This window comes from Pseudoduganella violaceinigra DSM 15887 (assembly GCF_000425385.1).
Taxonomy (GTDB): domain Bacteria; phylum Pseudomonadota; class Gammaproteobacteria; order Burkholderiales; family Burkholderiaceae_D; genus Rugamonas; species Rugamonas violaceinigra.
The window spans coordinates 60,113-83,533 of the sequence record NZ_KE384359.1 but is presented as its reverse complement, the minus strand read 5'-3'; the positions used below and the strand labels follow the sequence as shown (position 1 = coordinate 83,533).

21 protein-coding genes are annotated in these 23,421 nt (G+C 61.9%); 11 read left to right on the top strand and 10 right to left on the bottom strand.

Features of this window, described 5'->3' with window-relative positions:
* Positions 1–46 precede the first annotated feature (46 nt).
* The 8 genes from H597_RS0125285 to H597_RS0125250 all read left to right on the top strand — a co-directional run bounded on the left by H597_RS0125285 (position 47) and on the right by H597_RS0125250 (position 8,192).
* A complete protein-coding gene (locus tag H597_RS0125285; RefSeq protein WP_028104562.1) occupies positions 47–658 on the top strand; it encodes a hypothetical protein in 612 nt (203 codons plus the stop codon).
* Entirely contained in the window at positions 655–1,194 is a 540-nt protein-coding gene (locus H597_RS0125280) for a TlpA disulfide reductase family protein (RefSeq protein WP_028104561.1), read from the top strand. The genes H597_RS0125285 and H597_RS0125280 overlap by 4 nt, the downstream gene beginning before the upstream one ends.
* 115 nt (positions 1,195–1,309) lie before the next feature.
* The gene (gene aroQ, locus H597_RS0125275; RefSeq protein WP_028104560.1) at positions 1,310–1,747 is read left to right on the top strand and encodes a type II 3-dehydroquinate dehydratase; all 438 of its coding nucleotides are present in this window, start codon (positions 1,310–1,312) and stop codon (positions 1,745–1,747) included.
* A gap of 95 nt (positions 1,748–1,842) precedes the next feature.
* Complete coding sequence (accB, locus tag H597_RS0125270) at positions 1,843–2,310, top strand: acetyl-CoA carboxylase biotin carboxyl carrier protein (protein ID WP_028104559.1); 468 nt, start codon at positions 1,843–1,845, stop codon at positions 2,308–2,310.
* Positions 2,311–2,385: 75 nt separating this feature from the next.
* On the top strand, positions 2,386–3,744 hold the full coding sequence (accC, locus tag H597_RS0125265; protein WP_028104558.1) for an acetyl-CoA carboxylase biotin carboxylase subunit: 1,359 nt from the start codon (positions 2,386–2,388) through the stop codon (positions 3,742–3,744).
* Positions 3,745–3,760: 16 nt separating this feature from the next.
* Positions 3,761–4,672, top strand: coding sequence for a 50S ribosomal protein L11 methyltransferase (gene prmA, locus H597_RS0125260; RefSeq protein ID WP_028104557.1), 912 nt, complete (start codon positions 3,761–3,763; stop codon positions 4,670–4,672).
* Between the two features lie 16 nt (positions 4,673–4,688).
* Complete coding sequence (locus H597_RS36145; protein ID WP_028104556.1) at positions 4,689–7,241, top strand: DUF3426 domain-containing protein; 2,553 nt, start codon at positions 4,689–4,691, stop codon at positions 7,239–7,241.
* Positions 7,242–7,247: 6 nt separating this feature from the next.
* Positions 7,248–8,192: a carbohydrate kinase family protein gene (locus H597_RS0125250; RefSeq protein WP_028104555.1), complete on the top strand. Its 945-nt coding sequence runs from the start codon at positions 7,248–7,250 to the stop codon at positions 8,190–8,192.
* A gap of 71 nt (positions 8,193–8,263) precedes the next feature.
* Here H597_RS0125250 and H597_RS0125245 read toward each other — a convergent pair whose 3' ends face one another.
* The 5 genes from H597_RS0125245 to H597_RS0125225 all read right to left on the bottom strand — a co-directional run bounded on the left by H597_RS0125245 (position 8,264) and on the right by H597_RS0125225 (position 14,077).
* Positions 8,264–8,557: a DUF167 domain-containing protein gene (locus H597_RS0125245; RefSeq protein WP_028104554.1), complete on the bottom strand. Its 294-nt coding sequence runs from the start codon at positions 8,555–8,557 to the stop codon at positions 8,264–8,266.
* The gene (locus tag H597_RS0125240; RefSeq protein WP_229632245.1) at positions 8,554–9,084 is read right to left on the bottom strand and encodes a YggT family protein; all 531 of its coding nucleotides are present in this window, start codon (positions 9,082–9,084) and stop codon (positions 8,554–8,556) included. Before H597_RS0125240 ends, H597_RS0125245 begins: the two co-directional genes overlap by 4 nt.
* Before the next feature lie 83 nt (positions 9,085–9,167).
* On the bottom strand, positions 9,168–10,181 hold the full coding sequence (locus tag H597_RS34410) for a hypothetical protein (protein ID WP_211232082.1): 1,014 nt from the start codon (positions 10,179–10,181) through the stop codon (positions 9,168–9,170).
* 687 nt (positions 10,182–10,868) lie between these two features.
* Positions 10,869–12,374, bottom strand: coding sequence for a chemotaxis protein CheW (locus H597_RS0125230; RefSeq protein WP_035375262.1), 1,506 nt, complete (start codon positions 12,372–12,374; stop codon positions 10,869–10,871).
* A gap of 2 nt (positions 12,375–12,376) precedes the next feature.
* Positions 12,377–14,077: a methyl-accepting chemotaxis protein gene (locus H597_RS0125225; RefSeq protein ID WP_028104551.1), complete on the bottom strand. Its 1,701-nt coding sequence runs from the start codon at positions 14,075–14,077 to the stop codon at positions 12,377–12,379.
* A gap of 213 nt (positions 14,078–14,290) precedes the next feature.
* On the opposite strand from H597_RS0125225, the gene H597_RS32460 reads away from it, so the two are divergent.
* Complete coding sequence (locus H597_RS32460; protein WP_035375293.1) at positions 14,291–15,037, top strand: substrate-binding periplasmic protein; 747 nt, start codon at positions 14,291–14,293, stop codon at positions 15,035–15,037.
* 331 nt (positions 15,038–15,368) lie between these two features.
* Positions 15,369–16,091 carry a substrate-binding periplasmic protein gene (locus H597_RS32455; protein ID WP_161630642.1) on the top strand — a complete coding sequence of 241 codons (723 nt, stop codon included), beginning with the start codon at positions 15,369–15,371 and terminating at the stop codon, positions 16,089–16,091.
* Positions 16,092–16,165: 74 nt separating this feature from the next.
* Here H597_RS32455 and H597_RS0125205 read toward each other — a convergent pair whose 3' ends face one another.
* The 3 genes from H597_RS0125205 to H597_RS0125195 all read right to left on the bottom strand — a co-directional run bounded on the left by H597_RS0125205 (position 16,166) and on the right by H597_RS0125195 (position 20,131).
* Positions 16,166–17,164, bottom strand: a complete 999-nt coding sequence (locus H597_RS0125205) for a hypothetical protein (RefSeq protein ID WP_028104550.1) — start codon at positions 17,162–17,164, stop codon at positions 16,166–16,168.
* 102 nt (positions 17,165–17,266) lie between these two features.
* Positions 17,267–18,898, bottom strand: a complete 1,632-nt coding sequence (locus tag H597_RS32450) for a mechanosensitive ion channel family protein (protein ID WP_051294105.1) — start codon at positions 18,896–18,898, stop codon at positions 17,267–17,269.
* Positions 18,899–19,057: 159 nt separating this feature from the next.
* Positions 19,058–20,131 carry an Ig domain-containing protein gene (locus H597_RS0125195; protein ID WP_028104549.1) on the bottom strand — a complete coding sequence of 358 codons (1,074 nt, stop codon included), beginning with the start codon at positions 20,129–20,131 and terminating at the stop codon, positions 19,058–19,060.
* A gap of 322 nt (positions 20,132–20,453) precedes the next feature.
* Between H597_RS0125195 and H597_RS0125190 the strand changes: the two genes are divergently transcribed.
* Positions 20,454–20,828, top strand: coding sequence for a GFA family protein (locus H597_RS0125190; RefSeq protein ID WP_028104548.1), 375 nt, complete (start codon positions 20,454–20,456; stop codon positions 20,826–20,828).
* A 21-nt stretch (positions 20,829–20,849) separates the two neighbouring features.
* Here the strand turns inward: H597_RS0125190 and H597_RS0125185 are convergent, their stop codons facing one another.
* On the bottom strand, positions 20,850–21,815 hold the full coding sequence (locus H597_RS0125185; RefSeq protein WP_028104547.1) for a hypothetical protein: 966 nt from the start codon (positions 21,813–21,815) through the stop codon (positions 20,850–20,852).
* Between the two features lie 359 nt (positions 21,816–22,174).
* A complete protein-coding gene (locus tag H597_RS0125180) occupies positions 22,175–23,281 on the bottom strand; it encodes a ribonucleotide-diphosphate reductase subunit beta (protein WP_028104546.1) in 1,107 nt (368 codons plus the stop codon).
* Positions 23,282–23,421: the final 140 nt, after the last annotated feature.

Below are 23,421 nucleotides of genomic sequence, written 5' to 3'. Positions count from 1 at the left end.
GCGACCCGGTCTGACCCCGCTTTGCGGTTTTAGGTATGATGCATTCATGAACACCGAAGTCAAAACCGAAATCGCCGCCGCCGCCGCACGCATGATCGCGCAGGACGGCGCCGACTACAGCAGCGCCAAGCGCAAGGCCGCGCGCCAGATCCTGGGCGATGCCCAGGCACGCGACTTGACCGACGTCCTCCCCGATAACGAGCAGATCGAAGAAGCAGTCCGCCTGTACCACGCTCTATATAATGCAGACACCCATCCAGCCCATTTATTCAGGCTGCGCGGCCAGGCCTTGCAGGTCATGGAGATGCTGGAACAGTACCAGCCCTTCCTGACCGGCTCCGTCCTCACCGGTACCGCCGGCATGCACGACGACATCCACCTGCAGGTGTTCGTGGACAGCGCCAAGGAAGTCGAGATTTACCTCCTGAACAAGAACCTGCAAATCGAAATCTCCGAATCGCCGCACTTCCGCGGCCCCCGTTTCGAGGATGTCGAAACGGCCAGCTTCATGTGGAAGAACACCGGCGTCCACGTCGAACTGTACGAACAGGACGACCTGCGCGGCGCGAAAAAGAAAAGCGGCGATAGACTGCTGCGCGCCGATATCGCCGAAGTGCGCAGCATCCTCACCAACAGCTCCCACCCAGCCCAACAATGAAAAAAATCCTGATGTATGGCGCGGTCGCCGTCCTCTTCACCGGCGCCGGTGCCTGGTTTGCCCTGCACACCCCACCCGCGGACGGCCCCGTTGCCGCCGTGGCAAGCCCGGGCAACCCGGTCACCGCCCTGCTGGCAGAAACCTTGCCAAACGAAAAAGGCGAACAGGAAGCGCTATCGAAATGGCAAGGCAAACCGCTGCTGGTGAACTTCTGGGCATCCTGGTGCGGCCCTTGCGTGGAAGAGATGCCGGAATTGTCTGAATTGCAAAATTCCGAACTGGGAAAAAAGGTCCAGGTGCTCGGCATCGGTATCGATTCGCCATCCAATATTGCAGAATTCACACAAAAAGTGAAAGTCGCCTACCCCATCTATGTGGCCGGCATGAGTGGCACCGAATTGTCGCGCAAGTTCGGCAATACGCAAGGCGGGCTGCCCTTCACAGTCCTTATCGGCGCTGATGGTACGGTCAAAAAGACCTATCTCGCGCGCCTCAAATTCGATGCCCTGAAAGCCGACCTGGCGGGCTTCAACTAGCCGAAGACGGCCGGCGAACGACCGTTCTATTAGCTTCCGCAAAGCTATTTTCTCTTGCCAATGCTCGTAGATGGCGGCAAAATGCGGAACTTTCGCGGAAAATGGTCAGGGAATCATGGCAAGGAACCTGCTGCTTCTTAATGGCCCCAACCTGAATTTGTTGGGGACGCGCGAGCCTGCAACCTACGGCGCCAGCACCTTGGCCGACGTGGAACAGGCAGCGCAGGCGCAAGCCAAGGCAGCCGGCGCCCAGCTCGCCTGTTACCAAAGTAACCACGAAGGAGCGTTGATTGACCGTATCCACGCAGCCCGCACCGAGGGCGTGGATTTCATTGTCATCAATCCGGGAGGCTACACCCACACCAGCATCGCCCTGCGCGATGCCCTGGCCGGCGTGGCGCTGCCTTTTATTGAAGTACACATTTCGAATATTTATCGGCGGGAGGAGTTCCGCCACCATTCCTATCTCAGCGCAATCGCACAGGGAACGATCTGCGGGCTAGGTATCGAGGGATACCGTCTCGCCATCGACTTTGCTTTAAAAAGCAGTTAATCTACCGCGATCTGCACACATCTAACGCGATAGCGCCCATAAGGCGAGATCGCAGAAACCGTCAACATAATAGATAGAACAAGGGAGCCAACAACATGGATCTACGCAAGCTGAAGACGCTGATCGACCTGGTTGCAGAGTCGGACATCGCTGAACTGGAAGTGACCGAAGGCGAAAGCAAGGTTCGCATCGTCAAGTCCGGCGGTCTGCCGCAAAACCAGCTAGTGATGATGCCGTCGCAAGCGCCAACCCATTACGCCCCTGCTGGCGCCCCTGTCGCAGCACCGGTTGCCGCGCCAGCCGCCGCGCCGGCTGCCCCCGAAATCTCCGGCCACGTTGTGAAGTCGCCAATGGTGGGCACCTTCTATCGCGCTTCCGCCCCTGGCAACCCTGCCTTCGTCGAAGTGGGCGCCACCGTGAAGGAAGGCGACACCCTCTGCATCATCGAAGCGATGAAGCTGCTGAACGAGATCGATGCCGACAAATCCGGCACCATCACCCAGATCCTGGTCGAGAACGGCCAACCGGTCGAATTCGGCCAGCCACTGTTTGTGATCGGCTAAAGCCGGGCCATGGCCGCCGACGATATGACAGCGGCCAGCACAACCTCCCTTTCCCACACAAACATAGAAGCTGCCATGTTTGAAAAAATCCTTATTGCCAATCGCGGTGAAATCGCCCTGCGCATCCAGCGCGCGTGCCGCGAACTGGGCATCAAGACTGTGGTCGTGCACTCCGAGGCCGACCGTGACGCCAAATACGTCAAGCTGGCCGACGAATCCGTCTGCATCGGCCCGGCGCCTTCGGCACAGTCCTACCTGAATATGCCGGCCATCATTTCCGCGGCCGAAGTGACCGACGCGGAAGCGATCCACCCTGGTTACGGCTTCCTGTCCGAGAACGCGGACTTCGCCGAGCGCGTGGAGAAATCCGGCTTCGTCTTCATTGGCCCGCGCGCCGAATCGATCCGCTTGATGGGCGACAAAGTGTCGGCCAAGCAGGCCATGATCAAGGCCGGCGTACCTTGCGTGCCCGGCTCCGACGGCGCCCTGCCGGATGACCCGAAACTCATCGTGCAGATCGCCCGCAAGGTCGGCTATCCGGTGATCATCAAGGCCGCCGGCGGCGGCGGCGGGCGCGGCATGCGCGTGGTGCATACCGAAGCGGCCCTGCTGAACGCGGTCACCATGACCAAATCGGAAGCCGGCGCCGCCTTCGGCAATCCGGAAGTCTATATGGAGAAGTTCCTGGAAAACCCACGCCACGTGGAAATCCAGATCCTGGCCGACGAACACCGAAACGCCGTATGGCTGGGCGAACGCGACTGCTCCATGCAGCGCCGCCACCAGAAGGTGATCGAAGAAGCACCGGCACCAGGCATCCCGCGCAAGCTGATCGAAAAGATCGGCGACCGCTGCGCCGAAGCCTGCCGCAAAATCGGCTACCGCGGTGCCGGCACCTTCGAATTCCTGTATGAGAACGGCGAGTTCTATTTCATCGAAATGAACACCCGCGTGCAGGTGGAGCATCCGGTGACCGAAATGATCACCGGTATCGACATCGTGCAGGAGCAGATCCGCATTGCCTCCGGCGAGAAGCTGCGCTTCCGCCAGCGCGACGTGATGCTGTCCGGTCACGCCATCGAGTGCCGTATCAATGCCGAGGATCCATTCAAGTTCACCCCGTCGCCAGGCCGCATCACGGCATGGCATACTCCGGGTGGCCCGGGCGTGCGGGTTGACTCGCACTCCTATGCGGGTTACTTTGTACCACCGAACTACGATTCGATGATCGGCAAGCTGATCACCTACGGCGCGACCCGCGAGCAAGCCATCCGCCGCATGCAGATCGCCCTCTCGGAAATGGTGGTGGAAGGCATTTCGACCAACATCCCGCTGCACCGCGAGCTGATGGTAGACGCGCGCTTCATCGAAGGTGGCACCAACATCCACTATCTGGAACAACGACTGGCAGAAATGCCTAAAGCAGGTAAATAAGGCAGGTAAGTAATCTATGAGCTGGACTGAAATCGTCATCGAAGTCGCCCGTGACCACGCTGAGGCCCTGTCCGAAGCGCTGATGGACGCGGGCGCGCTGTCGGTGTCGGTGGAGGATGCCGATGAAGGCACCGACGCCGAAAAACCCCTGTTCGGCGAGCCGGGCATGGAGCCGACCGAAGCGGCATGGGATCACAGCCGCGTCGTCGCGCTGACCGATGACGAGGAAGACCAGGCCCTGATCGTGGCGGCTGCCGCCGGCGCGATCGGGCTGGCTCACCTGCCCAAGTTCACCACCCGCAAGGTGGCGGACGCCGACTGGGTGCGTTTGACCCAGTCGCAGTTTGAACCTATCCATATCGGCAAGAATATCTGGGTCGTGCCGAGCTGGCACGAGGCCCCCGATCCGTCCGCCCTGGTGCTGGAACTGGACCCGGGCCTGGCCTTCGGCACCGGTTCGCACCCGACCACCAAGCTGTGCATGGAATGGCTGGAAGCCCATCCGGCGCCCGGCAAGACCGTGCTCGATTACGGCTGCGGTTCGGGCATCCTGGCGATGGTGGCGCGCAAGCTGGGCGCCACGACGGTGGCGGGTGTGGATATCGATCCACAGGCCATCGTGTCGGCCCGCGACAATGCGCTGCGCAACCGCGTGGACGATATCCAATACTTCGTGCCGGACGATTTCGCGGAGTCGGCGTTCGCCGCCCAGCGTTTCGACATCGTGGTCGCCAACATCCTGTCCTCGCCGCTCAAGCTGATGGCGCCGATGCTGTCGGGCCGCGTGGCGCCGGGCGGTTCCCTGGTGCTGTCCGGCGTGCTGGCGCGCCAGGCGGAAGAAGTGGCCGCGGCTTATGCACCGTTCATCAAGCTGAGCGTCTGGGCTGAGCACGAAGGCTGGGTGTGCCTGTCCGGCACTCTGGCTTAAGGCAGTTTCCCGACTGATGGCGCTCGCCACTAAATGCCCCCACTGTAGTACGATCTTCCGGGTCGCGGCCGACCAGCTGAAACTGCGCGGGGGCATCGTTCGCTGCGGCTCCTGCTCGCAGGTTTTCGACGGCAATGCCGCACTGGTGGAACCGGCCGCCAAGCCTACCCCGGTGATTCCCGATGTCGCGGCAGACGCTGGCGCACCGCATGCCGCCGTGCCGGCGATTTCCGACTACGTCCATGGTTCGCCGGTCGACTTCGAGCTCGAGCTCGATTTTGCCGAAGCACCGAAGCCGGCCATTCCCCAGCAGCGCACGGCAGCTCCGGCAACCCCGGCCCAGCCGTCCAGCCCGCCGCCGGCCCCGCTCGACAATACACCGCGCGACGAAGCGCCAGCGCCGGCAGTCTGGCGCTCCACCGCCGCTGCCCCGCCGCAAGCCCCGGCCGCGCCCGCGCCCTCGCCCGCCGATGCTGCGGCACAAGCAGCAGTAGCGCGCGCATTTGCCCACGCCACCACGCCCCCTGCCGCGCCTGCGACGCCGATGGCGGAGAAGAAAACAGCGGCAGCGGTCAGCGCACCCGCGAAAGACACCGCCCAGGCGCTGGGTTCCCGCGCAACCGGCGCGCCGTCCACACCTGCGGCAGCGCCGGCCGTGGAAAAATCGCCGACCTGGGAATTCGCGCTGCCCGACGAAGCATTCCTCGCCGCCATCGCCGATGAAAAGCCTGCGCCGCTGGGCGAGAAGCCCTCGATGGCGGTGCCTGCCGCCCCGGCCACGCCTGCTGCGCGCCCGCCGGCCGAAGACAAAGCTCCGACCTGGTCCCTGGTGGAACCGGGCGAGGCGTTCCACGCCGCCTTCGCCGCTGAAATGCCGGCAGCTCCCAAGGAAACCATTCCACCGCAGAAGGCCGCCCCTGCGGCGCCGCTGCGAGCTGAAGAAAAAGCGCGCCCAAGCCAACTGGCACAGCCTGGAGCAGCATTCCACGCCGCGTTTGCCGCTGAAATGCCGGCGCCGCCGAAAGAGGTCGCCCCCCCACCGGCGCCCACCATCATACCGCTGCCCGCAGGGCCGTTGAAAGTTGAGGACGTGGCGCCTGCCAGCGCGTCCGCCCAGGACAGCGCGGCATTGCCGGCACCGGCGGCTGACATCCCGGCGGAGGCCGCAGCAGGACCAGCACCAGCAGCGCCTATCGCACCGGTTCCGGCACCGCAATTCGAGCTTGAAGAAACAGCACTGCCAGGCGACTTGGCCAGCCCGGCAGAGGCTTTCCATGCCGTGGATGATGCCGACCTTGCGCCGCAGCCGGCGCACCTGGCGGACAATGCGCCGCCGGTCGCTGAAGAGCTGTCCGCCGCCCCTGCACCTCCACTCGCGATCGAGGAAGCTCCGGCCGAACAGCCGGCGGCGCACGCTGCGCCTGAAGCCGCCCCGGACGCCGGGCAGGCGCTGGTGGCCGCCATTGAGCAGTGGTCGGCCGACCATGTGGCCCCGGATGGCCGCATCGAACCGTCGTTCGGCACGCCGCATGAACCGATCTTCCTCGCCGTCCCCGCCGACAGCGAGCAGGTGGAACACCTGTCGCTGGACGAGCCGCCGGACGCCACCCCGCCCTCAGCCGAAACCGGGCATGCCGCCACCGTGGATGCGGACAGCGCGGGCGAGCCGTCCTTGGATGAGCAGCCCTGGTCCGCCGTTGCGATCGCGCCCGAGCCGGCTTCGCCGGAGTCTACTGAGCGCGACGACACCGCCCTGCATGCGATCGCGGCCGTGAATACTGACGTGCCGGACGACGGCGCCTCCCTGCCCGAGGACGCGGCGCCCGAGCCGGCCCCCGAGTCGCGCCGCGAGCGTGCCCTGAAGCGTATGCAGGCCCGTCGCAACGCCATTGCTCAGACCCCGGCGGAACCGGAGGAGGCACCGCCCGCCGCCGCGGAGCCCAGCAGCGACACCATCGAGCCCGTCGAAGACAGCGCACAGGCGGCGGCTGCCCGCATGCGCGCCCTGGCCGGCGTCGACGAACACGCCAGCGCGGAAATCGACCATTCCGACCTGAGTTTTGTGAAGCGCGTCGAGCGCAGGCAGCGCTACGGCAGGGCCATGAATACTGCGATGGCGATCGGGATCCCGTTCCTGCTGGCCGGTCTGGCGCTGCAGGCGGGCACCACCTTCCGCGACACGCTGGCCGCCAACTACCCGCAATTGAAGCCGGTGCTGATCGCCATGTGCGAACCGCTCGATTGCAAGATCGCCCTGCCGACCCAGCTCGAGGCGCTGAGCATCGAACAGGGCGAACTGGCCGGCCTGGCCGAGAACACCTTCAGCTTCGCCACGGTGCTGCGCAACCAGTCCAAGATCGCGCAAGCCTGGCCGCACATCGAATTGATTCTCAACGATAGCGCCGACAAACCGGTCTTGCGCCGCGTATTTTCCCCGCAGGAATACCTGGCCGATGCGACCGAAGTGGACAAAGGCTTCGGGCCGCGCACCGAGCAAAGCATTAAGTTGTACTTCGAGCTGAAAGAGCTGAAAGCTTCCGGCTATCACATCGCCATTTTCTATCCATAAAATACCATGACAAAAACCGCCCTGGTCTGTGGCTCCCTGGCCATCGACATCATCATGCAATATGAAGGCCGCTTCGGCGACACCCTGCTGGCCGACCAGCTGCACAAGGTCAACGTCTCCTTCCTGGTGCCGACCATGCGCACCGAGTTTGGCGGCTGCTCCGGCAATATCGCCTACTCCCTGAAGATGCTGGGCGGGGACCCGCGCATCGTCGGCGTGCTGGGCCAGGATTGCGCCGCCTACCTGGAGCGTTTGCAGAAGCTGGGCATCTCGACCGACAATATCCTGATCAAGAAGGATGCCTACAACGCGCAGTGCTTCGTCACCGCCGATGCGGACCACAACCAGATCAACGCCTTCCACCCGGGCGCCATGTCCTTCGCGCACGAGAACCCGATCGAGAAGGCCGGCGCTGCCCGCCTCGCCATCATTTCGCCGGACGGCCACCTGGGCATGCTGCAGCACGCCGAAGACCTGGCGCGCCTGGGCATTCCATTCGTCTTCGACCCGGGCCAGCAGATGCCGATGTTCACCCCGGACCAGCTGATCGGCTTCATCGAGAAGGCCACGTATGTGACCTGCAACGACTATGAGATCGAGCTGCTGATGTCGCGCACCGGCCTGACCATTCCGGATATCGCGGCCAAGCTGGAAGCGCTGATCGTGACCCGTGGCGAGAAGGGTTCGGAGATTTACACCGGCGGCAAGCGCATCGATATCCCGGCGGTGGCGGTGGATACTTCGCTGGACCTGGACCCGACCGGCTGCGGCGACGCTTACCGCGCCGGCCTGCTGTACGGCCTGGTCAATGAGCTGGGCTGGGAAAGCACTGGCCGCCTGGCCAGCCTGCTGGGCGCAATCAAGATCGTCACCAAGGGCGCGCAGAACCATGTGTTCACGCCTGCGGAGATTGCCGACAAGTTCGAGGCGGCGTTCGGGTATCGTTTCTAAGTCCGGTCGACCGGGGTCGGACCCGCAGGGTCAGACCCCGTCTGTTCAAAGGCCGCGGGTCAGACCTCGCTTTACCGGTTTAACAGGCGCGCCACATCCTCCAGCGTCACCCCCGCCACCTCCAGCAACTTCTTCTTATTGGTCTGCCCGTGCGTCAGCGTCACCGCGCTGCGCGCAACGCCCAGGGCCCCGGCCAGCCACTTCACCAGCGCCTCGTTCGCCTTCCCTTCGATGGGTTGCGCGGCCAGCTTGATCTTCAGGGCGTCGTCCAGGACCCCGACCACCTCGGTCTTCTTTGCATTGGGCTGGATCTGCACCGCCAGGCGCACGCCGCCCGGCAGCGGGGAACACCAGGCACGGTTCACTGGAACCCGAATAGCATGCCAATCACCTTCTGGCCGATCAGGAGCAGCACCATTGCCACCATCACCGATAAGTCCAGGTTGCCGACCAAGGGCACGACCTTGCGGATCGGCTTAAGCAAGGGTTGGTTCAGCGCATACACGAAAGGCGCCATCGGTGCGTGCGGATTGACCCAGCTGAAGAGCACTTCGATGAACAGCAGTGCCATGAAGCCAAACAGTATCCACTGCAGGAAGCGGTACAGGGCCGCCAGCAGCACGAATTCCACCGAGAGGCCGACCAGGAAGTCGATCGAGGTCGCCAGGAGCACGATCAGGAAGGCGCCGATCAGGCTGGCCCAGTCATAGCCCCCCATGCCGGGGACGATGCGGCGCAGCGGGCGCACCAGCCAGTCCGAAAGCTGAAAAGTAAACTGCGCCACCGACGGCGGTGGGCGGACGCGGATGGCCTGCATCCAGAATCGCAGCAGCAGCACGCCGCCAAGCAGGCTCGCTATCACATCGACGATCAGCTTCAGAATATCAAACACAAGTCCACTCCAAATAAAAAAACCGCTGTGCGATTGTCTCACACAGCGGTGTTTTCGCCATCCGGCGCTAAGCGTTCAAACGCTTAAGCAGGACGGGTGCTGGTCGGGAACGGCCAGGCGGCTGCCGGGGCGATCACGGTTTTTGCTGCCGGAGCGGCGGCTGGCACTGGGGCAGCAGCAGGTGCTGCTGCCGCTGGCTTCGCAGCTTCCTTCTTAGGAGCGGCAGGTTTCTTGGCAGCGGCCTTTTTAGGGGCTGCTGGTTTTGCAGCAGGAGCTGCAGCCGGTGCTACGGCTACTGGCGCAACAGCTGGCTTGGCTGCTGGCTTAGCCGAGGCTTTTTTTGGGGCGGCCTTTTTAGCTGCAGGCTTGGCAGCTGGTTTTGCGGCGGCTTTAGGAGCGGCTTTTTTAGCAGCTGGCTTGGCAGCGGCTTTCTTGGCAGCTGGCTTCTTGGCGGCTGGCTTGGCAGCAGCTTTCGGCGCGGCCTTCTTGGCAGCAGGCTTGGCAGCGGCTTTCTTCGCAGCTGGCTTGGCAGCGGCTTTCTTGGCTGCTGGCTTCTTGGCAGCAGCTTTCTTGGCCGCTGGTTTGGCAGCTGCTTTCGCTACGGTCTTTTTCGCTGCTGGTTTCGCAGCGGCTTTTTTCGCTGCTGGCTTAGCTGCGGCTTTCTTTGCTACTGGCTTAGCTGCGGCTTTTTTAGCGACGGCTTTTTTCGCTGCTGGTTTTGCTGCGGCTTTTTTCGCTGCTGGCTTAGCGGCTGCCTTGGCGACGGTTTTCTTCGCTGCTGGCTTGGCGGCTGCCTTCTTCACTGCTGGTTTTGCTGCTGGCTTAGCAGCGGCTTTCTTCGCTACTGGCTTAGCTGCTGCTTTCTTCGCTGCTGGTTTTGCAGCTGGCTTGGCGGCGGCTTTCTTGACTGCTGGTTTAGCGGCTGGTTTAGCAGCGGCTTTCTTGGCAGCTGGTTTAGCAGCTGGCTTCGCTGCGGCTTTAGCGGCCGGCTTAGCGGCGGCTTTCTTGGCTGGAGCAGCTGCTTTCGCGGCTGCTGGTTTCTTCTTAGCGGCGGTTGCCATTTTTAGATCTCCTTCATCTGGGATGGGAAAATTCACGCACAAATTTAAAACCCGTCCGGCCCTGCGCTGGACCAGGCGAATTATTCATCGGCGCAAACAGGATTGCGGTTTGCGCTAATGAATTCGGCACCCAGCTGAACTGCTGCACCTCCTCACAAGTGCAGCGCTTCAGCCATCGATTCCTACGCCGGTGCTGGGCAGCGCAGGACTCAAATTCTATGTCGCGACGATTGCGCGGGCGGGGCGTCAATTCAGCTCCTCAACCCTCGTCGGGCCACGTGTTACGACCAGCATTCAAAGAAAAAACCGCCCGGCCTGGTCGAAGGATCAGGAGAGCGGCTCCGCTGTCGTCGTGTGGTCTTTCAGCATACTTATGCGTTTTTGGTTCCCATTATTCTTCGATTTTTGCGGTAACAACACACTCAAAAAACAGTGCTTGCATATTCACGCGATTTCAAGTTCGCAAAGTACACGAAAGCTTGTCGATGCGCAACCAGCACGAATGATTTTCTTCTTTTTTTTTTGCGCCGATCTGCGAGGTCACGCACATTGAAGTGCGCTTCGCGCGCCGCTCCCCGCCATCGAGCGGCCGCACTCATGTCGACCTTCTTTGAATAGCGCCTTTAGGTAAAGGCTGTATAAAAAGCGGCGCGCCCCGGTTCGCGTTTCTGCGCGAGACCGGGGCGGCCAGTGAAGACGTTTGAAATTTTTTTTTCGTCGCGATTACGCGACATGCAGAATTCGCCTCATCACGCGTTCCAGATCGAGCAAGCAGACGCTGAGCGTCCCACCATCAGCCTGCGGCAGCTCCAGCACCTCATGCGATTCGGCCGACAGGCCTTGCACTTCTTCCTGCCTTTTCATCAATGAAGGCGCGGCTAAACGCTTGCCGTCATCGACGGTGACGATGTCGGCGACGGCATCGACCACCAGGCCGTAGCGCCCTTCTTCGCGCTCGATGACCAGCACCTTGCCCACGTCCTCGCTGGCGGCATCCATGCCGTACAGGCGGCGCACGTCGACCAGGCTGATGAGCTGCTGGCGCAGGTTCAGCACGCCGCACAGGCAGTCCGGCATGCCGGGCGGATGGCTGATGTCGCCGGCGTGGTCGATGATCTCGCGCACCTGCTTCAGCTCCAGCGCGTACAGCTCGCCCACCCGGAAGCTCAGGTAGACCTTGCGCCCGGTGCGCTGCTGCGCCGCCGCCTCGGCCTGGGCCGGATAGAGCTGGCGGTGGCCCAGATCGAGCGCGCCGATCTCGCTGTGCGAGAAGATGCCCTCGTGCGCCAGCAGGATGACGTCCTGCTCGCCGGCGCGCGCCACGCAACCGGCAAACATCTCGCTGCGCGCTTTGCTCAGTAGCGGGATCGGCAGTACTTCATCACTGGTGAAATGCAGGATGCTTTCCACCTGGTCGACCAGGAAGCCGATGGTCGCTTCGCCGATATGGGCCACCAGGATGCGCTGCTCGCCGCGCTCCTGCGCCCGCTGGCCGCCGGCCAGCGCCGCAAAGTCCACCACCGGCACCTGCAGGCCGCGAAAGTGCATGCGCCCCAGGCACAGGGGGCCGGCCAGGACCGATTCGGCCAGCTCCGGCACGCGCACGATTTCCTGGATCGCCGTCATCTCCATTGCGAAGCGGGCGCCGGCGGCGTGGAAGCTGATCGCGTGGCGGCGTGCGCCCACCACCCGCAGCTGGCGCCGCGTTTCCGCGCCGTTGGCGCGCATTGATTGGACTTGCGGCACGTTCTCGATGCGCACCAGGCGCTCGATGTCGAGCACCTGAATCAGGCGCCGTCCCTCGTCCAACAAAATGGTGCCGGCTACTACCCCTTGTGTCGAACCCTCCGCATAACGCAACCGGCTGCGTTGTTCGGGCCGCACCCGCAGGATTTCACCGGTGGCATGCACCAGCAGGCCGACCTGCATTTCGCCGTGGTCGATGATGGCGATCTTGTTGGACGCTTCGGCCGCCGGCGCTGCCGGGTCGAACAGGCGTCCCAGGTTGACCACCGGGATCACACTGCCGCGCAGCGTGAACATGCCTTCCAGATAAGAGGGCGCCAGCGGCACGCTGGTGATGCGCTCCGGGAAGTTCACCACTTCGCGGATGCTCAGGGCGGGCAGCGCGAACTCGCCGCCGCCCAGGAGGAAGGAGCCGAACAGCTCGACGGCCGGCACGCCGCTGCCGGCCGGCTCGGCGGCCGGCACTACGCGCAGGGCATCCATGCCTACACCACGAAGCCGGCGACCAGCTTGTTCAATTCCCCGGCGCGCGAATTCAGGCTGGAGGTGGACGCGGCGATGCTGTCGCAGCTGCCGGCCGATTGTTCCGCCGCTTCGGCAATATGGTTGATGGCCACACCCACCTCGCGCGCCGACAAGAGCTGCTCCTTGGCCTCATGCGAGATTTCGGCGATCGCCTCGCTGGTCTTGCCGACACCCTTGACGATGCGGTCGAAGGCTTCGCTGGCCTGGTGCGAGATGGCGCTGCCGGTATTGACCCGCTTGACCGACTCGCTGATCAGCTTGGAGATCTCCTTGGTCGCCTGGGAAGAACGCTCGGCCAGCTTGCGCACCTCGTCGGCCACCACCGAGAAGCCCAGCCCATGCTCGCCGGCGCGCGCCGCTTCGATGGCGGCGTTGAAAGCCAGCATATTGGTCTGGTTGGCAATATCGCTGATCACCTTGACGATTTCCCCGATATCTTCCGAGGAGCGGTTGATCAAGTCCATCGCCTCGATCGAGCGCGCCACCGCCTTGGCGCCGGCCTCCGCTTCGTCCTGGGTGGAGCGGGCCAGGTCGTTGGCATGGCCTGTGCTGGTGGCGATGGCGTCGATCGAGCGGGTCAGGCCGTCGACCGTGGCATTCATTTCCTCCACCGTGGCGCCCAGCTCCTGCGAGCCGCCCGCCACCACCCCGGCGCGGTTGGCGATTTCCTCGGCGTCGTCGGCGAAGGCGGTGGCCGACATCACCACCTGGCCGATCACCCCGCGCAAGTCCGCCATCATCTTGCCGATGCCGGCGCCCAGCTGGTCGAGCGGCTCCTCCCCGCGCAGCGGCACTTCGGCAGTCAGGTCGCCCTTGGCCGCGCGCGCCACCGCGTCGAGCAGGCGTTCGATCTTGGCCGCATCGCTGGCGGCCTTCTCCTTGATGCCCTGCTCCATCAGCACCTGCTCGGTGATATCGCTGGCGAACTTGACGATTTTGAAAGGCGTGCCATTCATGTCGAGGATCGGGTTGTAGGTGGCCTGGATCCAAATCGTCTTGCCGCCGTTGCCGACGCGCTTGTAGCGGCCGCTGTCGAATTCGCCGCGGTTCAGTTTTTGCCAGAAGCGCTTGTAATCGACGCTGGCGGCATACTCGGTTTCGCAGAACATGCGGTGGTGTTCGCCCTTGATGTCGTCCAGCGTATAACCCATCGCATCGAGGAAGTTGCTGTTGGCCGCCAGCACATGGCCGCTCATATCGAATTCGATCACGGCCTGCGCCTTGTCCATGGCGCTGACCTTGCCCTCGTATTCCGCGTTGCGCAACTTGCTGGCCGTGATGTCGGTGGCGAACTTGATCACCTTGTAAGGCCGGCCTTCGGCATCGAACACCGGGTTATAGGAGGCATTGATCCAGATCTCGCGCCCGCCTTTGCCCAGGCGCTTGAATTCGCCTTGCTCGTAATGGCCGCTGCGCAGGCTCTCCCAGAACTGTTTGTAAGCGTCGCTGGAAGCAAAAGCGCTGTCGCAGAACATCGAATGATGGTGCCCCTGAACCTCATCGAGCGTGTAGCCAACCGCACTTAGGAAGTTGGCATTGGCGTGCAGGATGGTGCCATCGAGCTGGAACTCGATGACGGCCTGGGCACGGTTGAGTGCGGCGTTAATCGCCTGGAGTTCGACGTCCTGCAAATGGCTTTCGGGGATGACCTGGCTGTTCATGAGGGCTCCTGTAAGGGGGGAGATGTTGCCACTGAGAATTTTCAGTATAGACAGCAACAGCCCTTTGAAACTCACGCTTTGTCACAACGCGGCTTATGTGCGACAGGCTTCAATCGGCAGCGCCTCCAGCGTGGCGCGCTGCCGATGGTGTCCCCATCCGCCAGCCCGATTGCTGCGATTGACTTCACCTGGCAACGCGCACATGATGAGCCGATGATCGCCATAAAGCTGCTACTCGCCGCCACCGCATTTGCGCTCCCGCTGGCAGCGCAGGCGGGCGCTTTGCAGCTATTCACCGAATACACACCGCCCGACATCATGCGCGACGGCGCCCGGATTTACGGCATCTCGCCCGATAAAGTGAAAGAAATCATGTCGCGCGCAGGTATCGCTTACACCATAGAAATCATGGCTTGGCGGCGCGCCTACGAACTGGCGCTGCGCACCCCGGATTCCTGCGTGTTCTCCACCTCGCGCACACCGGAACGCGAGACGCTCTTCAAGTGGGTCGGCCCGCTGCGCGAAGTGGACTGGACGCTGTACGGCCTGGCCAATTCCTCCTTCCGCCTGGACACCCTGGACGACGCCAAGAAGCTGCGCATTGGCGGCTATAGCGGCGACGTGCGGGCGCAGTATCTGCTGGACCGCGGCTTCATGGTGGATGCCGCGCCGGATAATTTCTCCAATCCCCGCAAGCTGATCGGCAAGCGCATCGACCTGTGGGTCACCAGCCACCAGTTGGCCAACGGCGTACTGTCCCAGGAAGGCCTGGTGGGCAAGATTGTTCCCCTGCTCACATTCCACACCTCGCGCGCCTACCTGGCCTGCAACAAGGCCGTGCCCGACGAACAGATTACAGCGATGTCGGCCGCCATGGCCGACATTGTGAAAGACGGTACCTCCGCGCTGATCGACCGCAAGTATGCGAACTGGCGGCCGGCGACCGCGCCGGCCCATTAGCTCGCGGAAAACACTACCAGCGCGACGGAATCTCACTTACGCGGTGAGGCTGAACGCTTATCCAGCCTGCGAGCCGAGCACCGCGCCGTCCTTGGTGACGCGATTGGCACGGTGATCAGGAGCGAGCGGTGCATGGTGTTCGCCATGCAGCCATACGCCACCACGGACCCCGCCAGCACCGGCAGCAATGCCTTGCGGTCGTCCGTCAGCTTAAAGGCGCACATGGTGGTCATGACCGTCGCGCGCAGCATGCCGGCCACGTTAGGGAATGCAGCGGCCGGCGGTCCCCAAACTGGCGCATAATGGGGAAATCCCAGCGCGCGCCCGAAACATGAGACTGTTCCGCCTGTTCGCATTTGCCTGCCTTCTCATGGCCGCCCCGTATGGGCGCTGCGGCGAACTAGTCGTCCTGGTCGACCGGGCGGCCGATATGCCGATGGCACGCATTGAAAACGGCCTGCTGATCGACGGCGTGCACAAATTGCTGGGCGAAGCGCTGGCCCGCAGCACCGGGCGCGAGGTGCGTTTCCTGCTCTTGCCGCGCAAGCGGATTGCCAAAGCATTGCAGAAGGGCGAGGCCGACATCCTGTGCGGCTATGCACCGCAGTGGATCGAAGGCGATTACCTGTGGAGCGAACCGGTGTTCACCGCCGAGGAAGTCCTGGTCACCGCTGCCAGCGAGCCGCGCCCGCTCGCCATCGCCGACCTGCGCGGCCAGCCCATAGGCACCATCCTGGGCTACCAGCATCCCGAGATCGAGACCGTCCTCGGGACCGGCTTTGCGCGCGAAAACTCGCCCAATATGGAGATCAATTTTGAAAAGCTGGCGCGCGGCCGGGTTCACCACATCCTGATCGCGCGCGCCGTCCTCGACTACCGGCAGCGCTTGCGGGCGGTGCCGCTGAAACTGCACCCGCCCCTGCCGGCGGCAAGCTTCAAGACCCGCTGCGCCGTATCGCGCCAGGGGCATCTCAGCCTGGCGGAGGCCAACCACGCCATTGCCACACTCACCCGGGACGGAACGCTGGCCCAGATCCTGGCGCAGTTCCGCTAGCCAGAAACGCAAAATCCCCGCTCGCAAGCGGGGATTCTGGATTTGCCGTGGTGCTGCGAAACGGTTTCAGCGCATCACTCTTCGCCGAGCGACACCTTCAATTCGTCCGGCAGCAGGTAGCTGAAGCTCTTCGGATCGAACATCACTTTCCAGGTTTTTGCAGGCACCTGCACGCCTTCTTCCATGCCGGCCTTGCGCGTGATGTACAGGGGCGTGAAGGTCGAGTCGGATACCGGGTCGGTGCGGTACGACCATTGCAGCTTGGTGCAGCGCACCGGGTCGAAGTGTTCGCCATCGCCCTCTTCCTCTTCGGGCGCGCTGGCCGCTTCGCTCGCCTCATCGCCGGTGGACGATGCCGCGCGCGCGGCGGCGGCGGCCTTACGTTCGCTGCGCGCCTTCTTCCACTCGGCATAGTGGTATTCGGTTTCCGTGCAATCGCCCTGGCCGGTCTGATCCAGCGCGGCGTTGAATTCAGCCAGTTCGACGATCTTTTCGTCGTGCAGCGCCAGGACCACGTTGCGCGTCGTGACCACGCTGGCATTCTCGGTCTCTTCCTTGACGACAGTCTTCACGACCCAGCCCCACACATCCGCGCTCAAGGCTTCGAAGTGCACCTGTTCCGGCGTCACCGGTTCATAGGCGCCAAGCGTGCGCGGGCTGCTGTACTGGTAAAGCTGGTCGCCGGTCCAGCGCAGCTGGAACACGCCATAGAAGGAGGTGCCGGTGGTACTCGCATCGAGGGGCTTGCCGCTGGTAACGAGATAAAGCTCATCGCCATCCTTGCCCGCGATTTTCTTTTGCTGGACGACCGTGACGATATAGGTCGTATGGTCCGCGTCATCGACAAAGAGCCAGCCCTTTTGCGCTTCCGAGTACTTGCCGTAATTGCGCGTCATCAAGTCGGACACGGTTTCATCCGCGTCAAACGTGTGATCCGGCCGCCCCTTCTTTTGCATCATTCCGATGACGATAATGATGGTGAGGATCAGGCCGATGGCCGCAAGCAGGTAGACGACGGCGCGCGCCCATTTCCGGGCGGGCTTGGTTGGACTAGGTGTGGTGACTTCTTCCATTGGATTTCAACTATTGTATATTGGCAATATTACTCAGTGCCAAATTATACAAAAGTCTTTCCAAACCACTCATTTTTCTGGATTGAAGCGTGCGCGTGCCGGCTACTTGCCAACCGCCTCCGGTTCATGGCGGGCGCTTGCCGCATGCTCCGGGAAGCGCAGCTCCGGCGCCACCATCTGTGGCCGCGGCGGCTCCTGCACGAAATGCGGGGACATGATTTGCACGCCTTCGCGATTGAAGACGTCGACCACGTTCTGGTGCAAAAGGCTGATCAGCGCGCTGCGCCCGTGGGGCGAGCCCTGGGCAGAAATGGCCACCAGCTTGTACTCGATGTAGAAGTCCGACAGCGCGCACTGCATGACAAAGGGCCGGGGTTCGGCGGCAATGCCTTCGGTGGCGCCCGCCGCCTCCTCCAGCAATGCATGCACCAGGCGCCAGGGCGTGTCGTAGCCTATCGTCACCATGGTATCGATGACGCAGGCGCCCGGTACCGCGCGCGAGTAATTCTTGATTGTATTGCCAATCACCCAGGCATTCGGCATCGCCACCACGATGCCCATGCCGTTGCGCACGCGCGTGTCGAACACACCCGGCTCGACGACAGTGCCCTGCACGTCGCCGATGCTGACGTAATCGCCTTTGCGCAGCGCCCTGGTGTACATCAGGATCAGTCCCGCCGCGCCCTGGCCCACAATGCTGGACGCGCCGATCGACAGCATCAGTCCGGCCAGCACGGTCACGCCCTGGAACGCCGCGGTTTGCGAACCGGGCAAATAGGGATAGGCCATGGCCAGCGCGAACAGCCAGATGCACACCGATGCCAGCCTGCGCGTCGGCGTGGCGGTATCGTGATCGAGCCAGCCGAATTGCAGTTCGCCGCTTTCGACCCGAGCAAAGACCGAGGCCAGGGTGGCCGTGGCCAGCCGGGCCAGCACCGCGATCACGGCGACAATGAGCAGGCCGGGAATCGCTTGCGCGACGCTGCCGGCGATGCCGGCCGCCGTATCGAACAGGAAGTCCTGCAGCCGTTCGCCCCAGTTGCGCGCAAAAGGAATCCTTGCCAGGACAAAGGCCAGCCAGATATAGGCCGCCAGCAGCCCGAGGAACCAAGCCGAGACATTCACGGCAAGGCGCGTGAAATGGACCAGATGCCCGGCATCGAGAACACTCACATTGCGCACCCGGACGCGCGCCAGCCGCTGCCCAAGCACGGCTTCCAGCCGCTGGCCGGCGTAGCGGCGCAGCGCCGCGAGCATCCACAACGCCATGGCGAGCGCGCAGGTGGCCAGGATGCAGTAAGCGACCGCCAGCGCGACATAACGCAGGCTGCGCTGTTCGCTGCGCTCCTGCAATGCCTTGCTTAACTGCGCGGCGCTTTCTTGCGCCAGCAGGTCTGTGCTATCGCCGGCCAAGGCATTGATGTCGCCGGGTGTGATCAGGAACAGCAGCGAGCCATCCAGCAAGACTTGCGTGCCTTCGCTGATGGAACGAACGCTGGCTTGCTGCGGACCGCCGTTTGCAAGCGCGCGCTCCAAGCGTTTTCCTGCAGCGTCGACACGGTCCTGGGGCGTATAGCCGCTCAGCATGGCGCGGAACACCATGACGGTCCGGTTGCCGACAGCAAGGTGGGCGCTGGGCGCATCGCGCGGCAAAGGCGGCGTTGCCGCTTGCAAGGCATGGCTAAACTGGCAGAACGCCAGCAGCAAAAGGCCGAATAGCGTGCGTTTGAGCATGGCTGACCTCTTCAGATTGCATGAAATCATAGTACACATTGACGCATAACGCTTGCTGTTTCTGCCGCCCGCCCCATTAACAAACAAACCCGCATGAAGCGGGCTTGTTTGTTAATGGGGCGGGCAAGGCCGATGTCGCCGGGCCAACGCAGCAGGCTGCTACTCTACTCTAAAGAAAACATCGATATAGATCTTTTGGGAGTAAGCGCCACGATGGAATGTCGCGGAGACAGAAGTCCAATATTGCTGCGGGCAGCTTCTGTTCTGCAAATCCGACGGGGTGCATGGATTTCCCCACCTATTCAAGGTGTGGGGGGCAGCCGGCACCCCTGAAATCACGCCGGTCGCCGGATCAAATACCAGACCGGGAGGTAAGCTGTTCGTCCCGCTTGGGTTATAAATACTGGAGTGATTGGGAACGAGCTGGAAATCGTCGATCCTATCGCCCGCAAAACCTTGAACAATCCGCGGCGCGCCGCTATTGAAGTCCATGCCATTGCGCACGTAGAAATCAGAGGAGCCCGCCGGACGTGCGTAGTTGACGGAAATCATAGGAGCGTAGACGATGAAGCTCGCCACAGCCGAATAAGGATAGCTGACGCCGTTATAGTTCACGGCGATGCGAATATTGACGTCTTTGGCCGTGGGGGAAAGCTCCGTCGGCGTTCCGCTAATTTCGCCTGTCGCGGTATTGAGATTCAATCCTGCTGGAAGCGGCGTCGCTGGATCAATGCTGAACGTAATCTTGGCGCCATTGGGCTGTGGATTTTCCTGCGCGTTCCAACTACCGGGAGTCAATTTCTTCGACGGAATAGTCTCACCCAGTTGCAACCTCACCGTAGGACCATAGTAGAAATTCCTGTCCGAGATGCTGAACACAAATGACGATTTCAATTCGCCAGAAAATCCCTCAACGCTGATCGCAATACTCAAGCTTGCATAATTTTGCACACTGGTCGGCACGCCCGAGATTTCGCCGGTATGTTCATTCAGCTGCAGCCCGTCAGGCAGGCGGCCCGACACAATCTTGAAATGCGGTTTGTTCTTACCTAATTGACCGACATTCGGCTTGATGCTTAGCGGAGAAAAGCGCTCAAACGGCCACGCTACGGAGCTATAGGAAAAACTGAGGGCCAAGTCCCCATTTGGAGTATTGCCCTTGGGGCTGCTGTCAGCACCGCCACAACCGGCAAGAAAAACGAACGCAATAGCGCAAAGAAAACGATACATCATCGAACGATATTTATTAAGGATTTGGAATGGGATGGCAATAGCCTCAACAGACGTAACGCGGCGCCGACTTTATTTGCTCAGTTACGAATTGATGCCTGCTAAAGGATGAGGAGTGCCGCGAAGCAGCATAGGATTCCATGAGACTAATCCTATTAACATTATTGTATTGAAATATTGCATGAATTGCCAGACATCCTGCGGCAGCAATGCCTTGTCGCTGGCCGCGCACGCTCCTCCCGCTGTGGCGTTTTTCGCGTTCTCGCGATCCGCGCTACATTGAGGCTTCCCCGCGCGAAGTGCGTTCTATCGCAAGGAGCCGGCCATGACTATCCAGGGAAGCTGTCACTGCGGCACCACCGCATTCGAAATCGATGGCGACATCCCCGCTCAACTCACACGTTGCACGTGTTCGTTCTGCGCCAAGCGCGGCGCCGTGACGGCAAGCTTCGCGCCGGCGCAATTCCACCTGGTGCAGCCGCCAACCGGCGAAAGCACCTATCGCTGGAACACCAGGACGGTGAACCACCACTTTTGTCCGCAATGCGGCTGCGCCACCTATACCGACTCGCCCGATTTCCAAATGGACGGAAGCTGGGATAGCCACACGCGCCGCATCGTCGTCAACGCGTGCCTGTTCAATGACTTCGATGCTGCCAGCGCCGCGGTCGCCGTGATCGACGGCAAGCACCTGTGGTGAACAGGACCTTGCCGCCGTTACTTACGTGCCCGGGTATTTCAACTCGTCAGGCAGCAGGTAGGTATAGCTCTTTGGATCGAACATGACCTTCCAGGTTTTCGCATCCACTTTCACGCCTTCCTTCATGCCTGCTTTGCGCGAGATGTACAGAGGCGTGAACGTCGCGTTGGTGACCGGGTCGGTACGATAGGACCACTGCAGTGTGGTGCACCTGGGGGGTTCCATCACGTCCTCTTCGGTGAGCTCTTCGCTGGCAGATTCAGGCGAGCCTTCGCCCTCGGCCGGTGCCAGTTGCCGCTTATCCTGCTTTTTTTTCCAGGAGGCGTAATAGCGCTCCGTTTCCTCGCAGTTGTCGGTCCCTAAAATCTGGTATTCAGCATAGAACTCTCCCAGCACGGCGATCTGTTCGTCGCGCGGCGCCAGAACCACGTTGAGCGTCGTGGTGAATGCCTCGCCATCGCCGTCTTCGATGGTCAGGAGCTTCACGACCCAGCCCCAGACATCGGCGCTCAGGGCTTCGAAATGGACCTGCTCCGGTGTCACCGGATGGAAGCCGCTGGGTCGGCGCGCATCGCCATATTCATGCAGCTGGCCATCGCGATAGCGAAGCTGGAACACGCCGTAGAAGGAAAGCGGGCCATCCTTCGATTCGATCACGCGGCCGCTGGTGACGAGGTAGAGCTCATCGCCTTCCTTGCCATTGACTTTCTTCTGCTGCACTACGGTCACCAGATAGGTCTCGTGTCTCGCCTCGTCGACATAGTGCCAGGCTTTATCGGCTGGCGAATACTTGCCGTAGTTGCGCGTCATGATGCCGTCGATCGCCTCGTTCGTATCGAAGCTGCGATCGGCTGGTTTAGTCTTGGCGCTGAACGCGAAGTAGGCGATCGTCAGTGTGAGCAGCAAGCCCACGGTGGCAAACAAGTAGATCGCAACGCGCAGCCATTTGCGGGCTGGCTTGGCTGGGCTTGGTGGGGTGGCGTCCATTGGTTCTCGATGATTAAGGGCGAAATTGCGAGGCGCCAAATTATACAAAAGTTAAGGCGGCACGCTTTATAGCCCGACACGCGAGCGGGAAACGCTTACCAATGCCGGAAGTCGGGGATCCATGCGCGCGTCGATCAGTTCATTGATCTTGTCGACCAGTCTGGGATCCTTCTCTTCCGGTCAAGATCCCGTACTCGAGATTTGCCGGCCTTCAACTGTTCCAGTGATATCAACACGTGCTGCGGGCCAATTGACACTCTCAGCAAATTGAAAAGGCCCCTTGGTTTTCACCAAGGGGCCTTTGGGTTCCTCACGTGACGAAACTCATTCCATGCGTCACGCGACGATGCCGCGAGAGATTAATCCCAGCTCAACGCGCCGCCGGTCTGGTACTCGGTCACGCGGGTTTCGAAGAAGTTGCGTTCCTTCTTCAGGTCGATCATTTCCGACATCCATGGGAATGGATTCTCGTCCTGGTCGAACAGGGTTTCCAGGCCGATCTGGGTCGCACGGCGGTTGGCGATGAAGCGCAGGTAGCCTTTGAACATGGCGGCGTTCAGGCCCAGCACGCCGCGTGGCATGGTGTCTTCGGCGTAGCGGTATTCCAGTTCCACGGCCTGCAGGAACAGGGCCTTGATCTCGTCCTTGAAGGCCGGGGTCCACAGTTGCGGGTTTTCCAGCTTGATGGTGTTGATCAGGTCAATACCGAAGTTGCAGTGCATCGATTCGTCGCGCAGGATGTACTGGTACTGCTCGGCGGCGCCCATCATCTTGTTCTGACGGCCCAGCGCCAGGATCTGGGTGAAGCCGACGTAGAAGAACAGGCCTTCCATCAGGCAGGCGAACACGATCAGGGACTTCAGCAGCTGCTGGTCGGTTTCCAGCGTGCCGGTCTTGAAGGCCGGGTCGGTCAGCACGTTGATGAACGGGATCAGGAACTGGTCCTTGTCGCGGATCGACGCCACTTCGTTGTAGGCGTTGAAGATTTCCTGCTCGTCCAGGCCCAAGGACTCGACGATGTACTGGTAGGCGTGGGTGTGGATCGCCTCTTCGAACGCCTGGCGCAGCAGGTACTGGCGGCACTCAGGAGCGGTGATGTGGCGGTAGGTGCCCAGCACGATATTGTTCGCGGCCAGGGAGTCGGCGGTGACGAAGAAGCCCAGATTGCGCTTGACCAGGCGGCGCTCGTCTTCGGACAGGCCGTTCGGGTTCTTCCACAGCTCGATGTCGCGCTGCATATTCACTTCCTGCGGCATCCAGTGGTTGGCGCAGCCGGCCAGGTATTTGTCCCAGGCCCATTTGTATTTGAACGGGACCAGCTGGTTGACGTCGGTCTGGCCGTTGATGACGCGTTTGTCGTCGGCGTTGACGCGCAGGGCGACTTGCTCGGCAGTGGCTTCGGCGTTGGCGCCCAGTGGTGGGGTTTGGCGCGGTGCTGCCGCGGCTTCATCATCCCAGGATAGCATTTTGTTTTTTCCTCTTTGATTTACTTTTTTGAACCGGTAAACCGGTGTCAGACCCAGAGGGCCAGACACCGCCTGCTCAACGGCCAGCGGATCTTTTCAAGCCGCGCACTTTATTCAGCCAGTGTCAGACCCGGCGGGTC